The organism is Thermoanaerobaculia bacterium (assembly GCA_035717485.1).
In the GTDB taxonomy this organism is placed as follows: domain Bacteria; phylum Acidobacteriota; class Thermoanaerobaculia; order UBA5066; family DATFVB01; genus DATFVB01.
The window spans coordinates 1-8,197 of the sequence record DASTIQ010000278.1 but is presented as its reverse complement, the minus strand read 5'-3'; the positions used below and the strand labels follow the sequence as shown (position 1 = coordinate 8,197).

10 protein-coding genes are annotated in these 8,197 nt (G+C 70.9%); all 10 read left to right on the top strand.

The features are described from left to right. Nucleotides 1-183, top strand: a 183-nt coding sequence (locus VFS34_14560; protein HET9795673.1) for an acetyl-CoA carboxylase biotin carboxylase subunit, incomplete at its 5' end; no start/stop codon positions are given. After that, nucleotides 180-1,319 carry a thiamine phosphate synthase gene (thiE, locus tag VFS34_14555; GenBank protein ID HET9795672.1) on the top strand — a complete coding sequence of 380 codons (1,140 nt, stop codon included), beginning with the start codon at nt 180-182 and terminating at the stop codon, nt 1,317-1,319. The genes VFS34_14560 and thiE, both read left to right, overlap by 4 nt. Continuing rightward, on the top strand, nt 1,307-2,050 hold the full coding sequence (locus VFS34_14550) for a metallophosphoesterase family protein (protein ID HET9795671.1): 744 nt from the start codon (nt 1,307-1,309) through the stop codon (nt 2,048-2,050). Before thiE ends, VFS34_14550 begins: the two co-directional genes overlap by 13 nt. Beyond that, entirely contained in the window at nt 2,047-4,056 is a 2,010-nt protein-coding gene (locus tag VFS34_14545) for a HEAT repeat domain-containing protein (protein HET9795670.1), read from the top strand. The genes VFS34_14550 and VFS34_14545 overlap by 4 nt, the downstream gene beginning before the upstream one ends. A gap of 7 nt (nt 4,057-4,063) precedes the next feature. Beyond that, nucleotides 4,064-5,383 (top strand): aryl-sulfate sulfotransferase, encoded by a 1,320-nt coding sequence (locus VFS34_14540; GenBank protein ID HET9795669.1) that lies wholly within the window; start codon nt 4,064-4,066, stop codon nt 5,381-5,383. After that, nucleotides 5,380-5,577 carry a hypothetical protein gene (locus VFS34_14535; GenBank protein HET9795668.1) on the top strand — a complete coding sequence of 66 codons (198 nt, stop codon included), beginning with the start codon at nt 5,380-5,382 and terminating at the stop codon, nt 5,575-5,577. Before VFS34_14540 ends, VFS34_14535 begins: the two co-directional genes overlap by 4 nt. Further along, complete coding sequence (locus VFS34_14530) at nt 5,574-6,536, top strand: D-glycerate dehydrogenase (GenBank protein ID HET9795667.1); 963 nt, start codon at nt 5,574-5,576, stop codon at nt 6,534-6,536. The genes VFS34_14535 and VFS34_14530 overlap by 4 nt, the downstream gene beginning before the upstream one ends. Continuing rightward, nucleotides 6,533-6,820 (top strand): DciA family protein, encoded by a 288-nt coding sequence (locus tag VFS34_14525; GenBank protein HET9795666.1) that lies wholly within the window; start codon nt 6,533-6,535, stop codon nt 6,818-6,820. The genes VFS34_14530 and VFS34_14525 overlap by 4 nt, the downstream gene beginning before the upstream one ends. Then, complete coding sequence (locus tag VFS34_14520; protein HET9795665.1) at nt 6,817-7,587, top strand: RluA family pseudouridine synthase; 771 nt, start codon at nt 6,817-6,819, stop codon at nt 7,585-7,587. Before VFS34_14525 ends, VFS34_14520 begins: the two co-directional genes overlap by 4 nt. A 29-nt stretch (nt 7,588-7,616) precedes the next feature. Then, nucleotides 7,617-8,117 carry a DUF2127 domain-containing protein gene (locus tag VFS34_14515; protein HET9795664.1) on the top strand — a complete coding sequence of 167 codons (501 nt, stop codon included), beginning with the start codon at nt 7,617-7,619 and terminating at the stop codon, nt 8,115-8,117. Nucleotides 8,118-8,197: the final 80 nt, after the last annotated feature.

Below are 8,197 nucleotides of genomic sequence, written 5' to 3'. Positions count from 1 at the left end.
GTCCGCGGAAAGGACCGCGCCGAGGCGATCGCGCGCGGCCGCCGCGCCCTCGACTTCTTCGTGATCGAGGGGGTGAAGACGACGATCCCGCTCCACCGGCGGATCCTGGAGGAGAAGGATTTCCAGGAGGGCCGTCTCTCGACCCATTTCATGGACCGGTTCGCCGTCTCCTCCCGGAAGTGACCGGCCGGTCGCTCCCGCCGGTCTACGCGATCACCGATCGCCGCGCGTCGGACGTTTCGGCCGCCGAAAACGTCGCGATCTTCCTCGAGGCCGGGATCCGGTGCGTGCAGATCCGCGAGAAGGACCTGCCGGGCGCCTCCCTTCTCGCCGAAACGTCCGCGGCGGCGCCGGGCGCGCGGCGGGCGGGAGCCCGGCTGCTCGTCGACGACCGTGCCGACGTGGCGAGAATCGTCGCCTGCGGCGTGCACCTGGGGGAGGAGGACCTGCCGGCCGCGGATGCGCGCTCCCTGCTGGGGCCCGAAGCGTTGATCGGCGTCTCGACCCACGACCCGGAGAGCGCACGGAAGGCGTTCTCCGACCCCGCGGCGGACTACGTGGCGTTCGGCCCGATCTTTGCGACCCCCGTCAAGAGCGGCCGCATCCCCGTGGGCCTCGAGGCGCTCTCCCGCGTCGCGGCGATGCGGACGAAACCGGTCGTCGCGATCGGCGGCATCCCGCTCGACCGTCTCGACGCGGTCTGGGACGCCGGAGCGGATTCCGCCGCGATGATCGGCGCGATCAACGGCCCGGACGCACCGGAGCTCGCGCGCCGCGCCGTCGGGATCGCGCGGCGCCGATTCCTGCCGAGGAAGATCTGGCTCGTCGGGTTCATGGGAAGCGGGAAGACGACGATCGGCCGGATCCTGGCCCGCCGCCTCGCGCTGCCGTTCTTCGACCTGGACGCGGAGATCGAAGCGGCATCGTCGAAGCCGGTTCGCGCGATTTTCGAGACGGAAGGGGAGGCCGAGTTCCGCCGCCGGGAGCGCGCCTACGTCGACGGGTCCCTCGCGATTCCGGCGGGCGTCTTCGCCGCGGGCGGGGGGACCTTCGCCGTCGAGGCGAACCGCCGCGCGATCCTCCGCGAAGGCGTGTCGATCTTCCTCGACGTGCCCTTCGACGTGCTCGCGGCCCGCGTTCCCGCCAGGGCGGACCGTCCTCTTTTCGAGGACGTCGCTCAGGCTCGCGGCCTTTTGGAGGAGCGGCTCCCTTTCTATAGAATGGCCGGGCTTTCAGTTCCTCTGACGGGCGGCGAAACGCCGGAAGACTCCGCCGAGGAACTGCTGCGCAGGCTGGAAGAGCGGACGTGCGTTATCTGATCCTCTCGGACATCCACAGCAACGACGAGGCGCTCGCCGCCGTGCTCGGGCACGTCCGGCGGAAGAAGTTCCAGAAGGTGGTCCTGCTCGGCGATTTCGTCGGCTACGGCGCGAATCCGAACAACGTCATCGACCGGATCCGCAAGTTGAAGCGGGAGAAGATCGCGATCCGGGGCAATCACGACAAGGTGGTCGTCGGCGCCGATTCGGGCGAGCTCTTCAACTCGATCGCGCTCTACGCCGCGCGCTGGACCGAGGAGAAGCTCTCTCCCGCCAACCGCAAGTACCTCGAGGCGCTGCCGATCGGCCCCGTGATCGTCGATCGCGATTTCGCCGTCTGCCACGGATCGCCGCTCGACGAAGACGCCTACATCTTCTCGGACGTCGACGCCTACATGAACTTCCGTTCGGGCGACTGGAAGGTCTGCTTCTTCGGGCACAGCCACATTCCGTCGGTCTTCACCCTCGAGAAGAACGCGATTCGCGTCGAGGTCGTTCGCGGCGAGCGCACCCGCCTCGCGCTCGATCCGACGAAGCGGTACCTCATCAACCCGGGCTCGATCGGGCAGCCGCGGGACCGCAATCCCCACGCCGCCTACGCGATTTTCGATTCCGACGAGCGCGTCGTCTTCTTCGACCGGGTCGACTACGACGTCGATCTCGCGAGGGAGAAGATCATCCGCGCGGGCCTGCCCCCGATGCTCGGCGACCGCCTGCCGCTCGGTCAATGAACCGGTTTCCCCTCCGCGCGGCCGGAGCGCTGCTCGGAGCGACGATCGCCTGCGGCGGCGCGCGCCGACCGTCGACCGTCCCCCGGGAGGCCGCGCCGGCGGCGCCTCCGAAAACGTCCTTCGCCTCGACGCTCGAAGCGCGCGCCACGATGCTCATGCTCGAGGACGAGCGCCGATTCGAGCCGGCGGCGATCGATGCCGCGGCCGGCAATCCCGACGCCGCGGTGCGTGCGGCGGCGGCACGAGCCGCCGGCGCGACCGGCGGCGCGGCCGCCCTGCCGGTCCTCGCGAGCCTGTCGCGCGATCCGGATGCGCGGGTTCGATCGGCGGCCGCGCTGGGCCTGGAAACCGCGGGGCGGCCCGAGGGAAGCGCGCCGGCCGAATCGCTCCTGTCCGACGGCGACTCCGGCGTTCGATGCGCGGCGGGGCGGGCCGTCGCCCTGCTCGGCGCTCCGTCAGGCGAAGCCGCGCTGATCGCGGCCGTCCGGTCCGAGCCGCGCCCCTGCCTCCTCTACGCCCTGGCACGCTTCGGGAACGAGGAAGCGGCGGCCGTCGCCCGCGAACTCGCGGGGTCGCCCTCGGCCGAGCTGCGGCGGGCCGCCGTCTACGCGTTCGCGCGCACGCCGGTCCCGGGCTCGTCGGCTGCCCTGATTCTCGCGGCCGCCGATCCCGACGGCGAGACCGCCGAATTCGCCGTACGGGGCCTCGGCGTTCTTCGGGAGCCGGGAGGTCTCGCGGCGCTCCTCGCCGCGCTCGACCGCCGCGAACCGGGAGTGCGCACGCTCGCTCTCGACGCGATCGCGGCGATCGAGGAGAAGGGCGCCGCCCCGGTCGCGGCGGAGCGCGTCGCGCGCGTCGTCGCTCTGTCGCGCACGGCCGACCCCAACGTCGCGACGGCGGCGATCGCGGCGCTGCGCGCGTTTCCCGCGGACCGCGAGGCGTTCCGCGCGCTCCACGCGATGGCGGTCTCGGGCGCCGGACGTCGTCGGGACGTGGCGTTCGTGTCGGAGATGGCGATCCTCAAGGACCGGGGACGCGGGCGGATCGGGGACGCGTCGGCGTCGCCCGACGTGGCTTTCCGCGCCGCCGCCGCGTCCGCGCTCGCTTTCCTCTCCGAGGAGGCCGCGGGCGGATTGCGCGAGGCCTTCCTGCGCGATTCCAGCCCGCGGGTCCGGGCGGCGGCGGCCGGGACGTTCCCGCTCGACGCGGAGCATCGCGCGGCGCTCGCGCTCCTCCTGGCCGATCCGGACGTCGCGGTACGGACGGCCGTCGTGGACCGTCTCGCGGAAACGGGAGATCCTTCCGTGCTCGGGCCCATCCGGTCGGCGATGCCCGCGTTCCGCGCCGACGGAATGCCGGACGCGGCGCTGGCGGCCGTTTTCACCGCGGCGCGCCTGAAGGGGGATGAGGCTCGGGCGCTGCTCGAGGCCGCGATCGACTGGCCTCGCGTCGTCGTCGCGCGGGAAGCCCGCCGGGCGTTGATCGAGGACTTCGGAGGAGATGCTGCCGCGCTCGCCCTCCCTTCCTACCCGACCGGACTCGTGCTGTCCGATTACGAGAAGATCCTCGAACGATCGGCGGTCAAGCATCGCGCGACGGTGACGACGCCGCGCGGCGCCTTCACGATCGAGCTCGACGCCCCGGAGGCCCCTCTGACGGTATCGAACTTCGAGTCGCTGGCGCGCGGGAAGTTCTTCGACGGCACGTCCTTCGACCACGTCGTTCCGGGGTTCGGCGTTCTCGCCGGCGATCCGACGGCGACAACCCACGGCGGCCCGGGATACGAGATCCGCGACGAGATCGGGGCGGCGGCGTGCGAGGCGGGGTGCGTCGGCATGGCGCTCGACGGCCGCGACACGGGCGGCAGCCAGTGGTTCGTGGCCCTGTCGCGCCAGCCGCACGTCGAGGGGAGGTATCCGCTGTTCGGGCGCGTCATCCAGGGCCAGGAGACCGTGACCCGGACCGAGGAGGGCGATCGGGTGATCTCCGTCGGCGTTTCGCCGTGAGGCGTCCGTGAGCGGCTCCGCCGCGCGGGCCCGGCGGCCGGTCCGGACCGCGCTCGCGTTCCTCGCCGTTCTCGCGGCAGGGTTCGCCTGGGGTTTCCTCGCGCAGCGCGAGAAGATATTCCCGCACCTCCTCCTCCGCCGGATCGCCGTCCGGCTCGGGATCAGCATCTGGCGGCAACCGATGGAGCTGAGGTCCACCACGCCGCGGTGGGAAATGGCGGCTTCGGTCCCGTACCTGGACACCCAGATCGACCCGCATCCGGAGACCTCCGGAGTCGTCCTGAACCGCGAGGAGCGGGCCGCTCCCGGCTGGAACTTCTATTCCGTTCCCGGACGGCGGGCCGCCTATCTGATCGACTCGCGCGGGAAGCTGCTCTGGCGATGGAACCTCTCGGCCTATCGCGACATCGAGAAGGTCGGCCCGGACGAGGACGTCGGCTTCACCCACCTCTATCCGAACGGGGACGCGCTCGCCTACCTTGGACGGCACGTCCTCGTCAAAATCGACCGGCATTCGCGCATCCTCTGGGAGTACGACGCCGAGGTGCACCACGACGCCTGGGTAGACTCCGACGGGACGATCTACGCCCTGATCAAGCGCCAGCGTTTCGACCGGACGATTCATCCCGAGGGTGTCGTCCTCGAGGACGTGATCGTGGTGCTTTCGCCCGAAGGGGCCCCGCGGCGCGAGATCCCCCTCCTCCGGGTCCTCGAGAACTCCCCCTACGCCTTCCTCCTGCCGAAGCCGCCGCAGGACCGGATGTACGACGACATCGGGCTCGACGTCCTCCACACCAACCACGTCGAGGTGTACGACGGCGCCCTCGAGCGCCTCTCGCCGCTCTTCCGGAAGGGGAACATCCTGGTCTCCTTCAAGGACCTCTGCGCGATCGCGATCCTCGACGGACGGACTTCCCGGATCCTCTGGCTCTGGGGTCCGACCAACCTCGCTCTGCAGCACCACCCGACGATTCTTCCCGACGGCGACATCCTGCTGTTCGACAACGGTACGGAGCATTCCCGGGTGATCGAAGTCGATCCCCGGACCGATTCGATCGTGTGGAGGTACGATCCCGAGGGGGAGTTCTTCTCGACGATCCGCGGAAGCTGTCAGAGACTCCCCAACGGCGACACCTTGATCGGCGTGTCGCAGGCCGGGTTCGCCGTCGAGGTCACGAAGGAGAAAGAGCCCGTCTGGAAGTTCGTCAACCCGGACGTCGGTCCGGACCACGCCCGGCAGGCGATCTTCCGAATCACCCGGTTCGATCCGCGGCAGCTCGATTTCGTCGGGAAGGGCGGGATGGTCGCCGGGGCGGACGGGCCGTGAGAGCGTTGTTCGGTCGCACGCTCATGCTCGCGGGCCTGCTCGTGACCGGAATGGCGCTCTTCGTGGGTCTCTTCGGAGGTCACCCCTATCTGATCGGGAAGATGGGCGGGCCGGTCCGCGCGGAGCTGTCGATCCTCGCGTTCGGCGCGGCGCTCTTCTTCCTCGGATCCGCGGTGGGCGGGGTGCGCCGATGACGGGCGTCGTCGTCTCGACCTCTCCGCTGCCGGGCCCGTGGCTCGACCAGCTCGCCGAGACCTTCGAGGTGCGGATCGTCGATCCGATACCGGAGGAGGCCTTCCGACAGGAGATCGGCGATGCCGACGCTCTCATCTCGCTGCTGACGGTGCGCGTGAGCGCCGACGCGATCGCCGCCGCGCCCCGGCTCCGGATCATCGCCAACTACGCCGTCGGCGTCGACAACGTGGATCGGGCCGCCGCGGCGGCCCGGGGGATCGTCGTCACGCACACCCCGGGCGTGCTGACGGACGCGACCGCGGATACGGCGATGACGCTCCTCCTCGCGCTCTTCCGGAGGCTGATCGAAGGAGACCGGCTCGTTCGCGCGGGCGGATACTCCGGCTGGAAGCCGGATCTCCTGCTCGGCCGCGACCCGAAGGGAAAGACGCTCGGCATCGTCGGCCCGGGGCGCATCGGGAAAGCGGTCGCGCGCCGCGCCCGCGCCTTCGGGATGTCCGTCGTCGCGTTCGGACGATCGCCGCGCGACCCGGACGATCCCGACGATCCGACGCGGGTCTCCTTCGACGAGCTGCTCCGCCGCTCGGACGTCGTGTCCCTCCACGTGCCGCTCACGCCGGAAACGCGCCACCTGATCGACGCGGCGGCGCTCGCGAAGATGAAGCCGGACGCGATCCTGATCAACACCGCCCGCGGGCCGATCGTGGACGAGATGGCGCTCTGCCGGGCGCTCGACGCCGGAACGATCGCGGGCGCCGGTCTCGACGTGTTCGAGAACGAGCCGGTGATCGCTCCCGCGCTCCTCGACGACAACCGCGTGGTGCTCCTGCCTCACGCCGCCTCCGCGACGCTCGAAACGCGTTCGGAAATGGCCCGGATGGTCTGCGAGGACGTGCGCCGCGTGCTGTCCGGCGAGTCGCCGCGCTGGCCGGTTCCCGCCGACCGGAGCGGCGCGTGAAGGCTCCGAAGGACCCGTTCACGCGCCTCGACCAGGCGGGAAACCGGAGCCTCGGGAAGCTCCTCGGAGCGCGGAGCTCGCCGGCGTATTTCGAGTCCCGCTGGTCGGACGTCCTCGGCCCGTACCTCTCGCGCAAGATCGTGCCGGCGTCTTTTTCGGCGGGCGACCTGCTCCTGAAGGTCAGCGACGCGTCCTGTCGGAAGACGGTCGCGGGACTCCTCCCGGAGATCGAAAAGAAGCTGCGGGAGGCGTTCCCGAGCGTCTCGAGCGTCCGGCTCCTGTGATCCTCTTCGAGAGCGATCGTTTTCTCGCCGTCGAAAAACCTTCCGGGCTCTCCATGGCGACGCGCGCCGGCGACGACTCGGCGGTCCCCCGGATCCTCGTCGGGCTGGGACTCGATCCCGCCGCCGACCTCCGCCTCGTCCACCGGCTCGACGTCGGCACGTCGGGAATCGTGCTCGTCGCCCGCGGAGCGGCGGCGCACCGGGCCGCGACTTCTCTTTTCGCGGCGCGGAGAGTCCGGAAGGTCTATCGCGCGGTGGTCTGGGGACATCCCGTTCCAGCCCGGGGAATCGTCGACCGGCCGCTCGCGGTCGATCGCGAGGATCGGCGCCGGATGAGGGTCGTCGCCGAAGGAAAGCGCGCGGTCACGCGCTGGACGACGCTCGAGCGCCTGACGTCCGTCGCGCACCTCGAGCTCGAGCCGGAGACCGGCCGGACTCACCAGATCCGCGTCCACCTCGCCTCCCTCGGCCATCCGCTCGTCGGCGACGATCTGTACGGGGGACCGAGGTGGCGGGGCGTCCGGGATCCGGAGCTGCGAAGGGTCCTCGCGGGGCCGCTGCCGCTACTGCTGCATGCGGCCGCCCTGTCGTTCCTCGATCCGGAGACCGGCGCTGCGGTCGAAGTGCGGTCCGAGGAGCCCGGGGCGTTCCGCGCGGTGCTCGGCGCGGCGGCTCGCGCGCGGGGCGCCGGCGGGTCGGGGCACCCTCGCGTTCCCCGGGCGGCGCACCGCCGCGTTCCCCGGGCGGCGCACCGCCGCCTCCCGTAGAATCGGCCGATGGATCGAATGGACCCCGCGTGCCTCGGCGTCGGCTGAAGCGCTCCCGGCGGGAGCCGCGGCCGTCGCATCCCGAACGCGGGCCGATCCTCCTGGCGATCATCGTCCTCAAATACGTCAAGGGCCTTCTCTTCCTGGCCGCCGGGCTCGCCCTCTTCGGCTTCCGAAAGGACCCCTCCGCGCGGTGGCTGCTCCGCGTCGCGGAAAAAGCCGACGGCGATCCGCGGCTGAGGCTGACCGCCCGGCTTCTTCGCGATCTCTCGCACGGATTCGAGCTCCACTTCTCGGCGATCGTCGCCTCCTGCCTGATCGCGGGCGTGGCACTCGTCTGCGAGGGAACCTTCCTGGCGCGCGGCTACGCCTGGGCGCCGTGGGTCACGATCTTCCTGACGGGAGTGTGGGTGCCGGTCGAGATCTGGGAGGTCGTGCGCCGGTTCTCGCCGCGAACGTTCGTGCTGATGCTCGTCAACATCGCGATCGTCGTGTATCTGTACTGGCACCGGAAAGACTTCCACCGGTAGCTGGCGCGGCCATACATCGAGCCATACGCGCGTCCTCGCCCGCCGGCCCCTGTGACGTACGCTCTCGGTACGCCTTCGGG

Coding starts and splice junctions, on each gene's coding strand:
- VFS34_14545 (HET9795670.1), top strand. CDS start 2,047: ATGAACCGGTTTCCCCTCCGCGCGGCCGGAGCGCTGCTCGGAGCGACG.
- VFS34_14530 (HET9795667.1), top strand. CDS start 5,574: ATGACGGGCGTCGTCGTCTCGACCTCTCCGCTGCCGGGCCCGTGGCTC.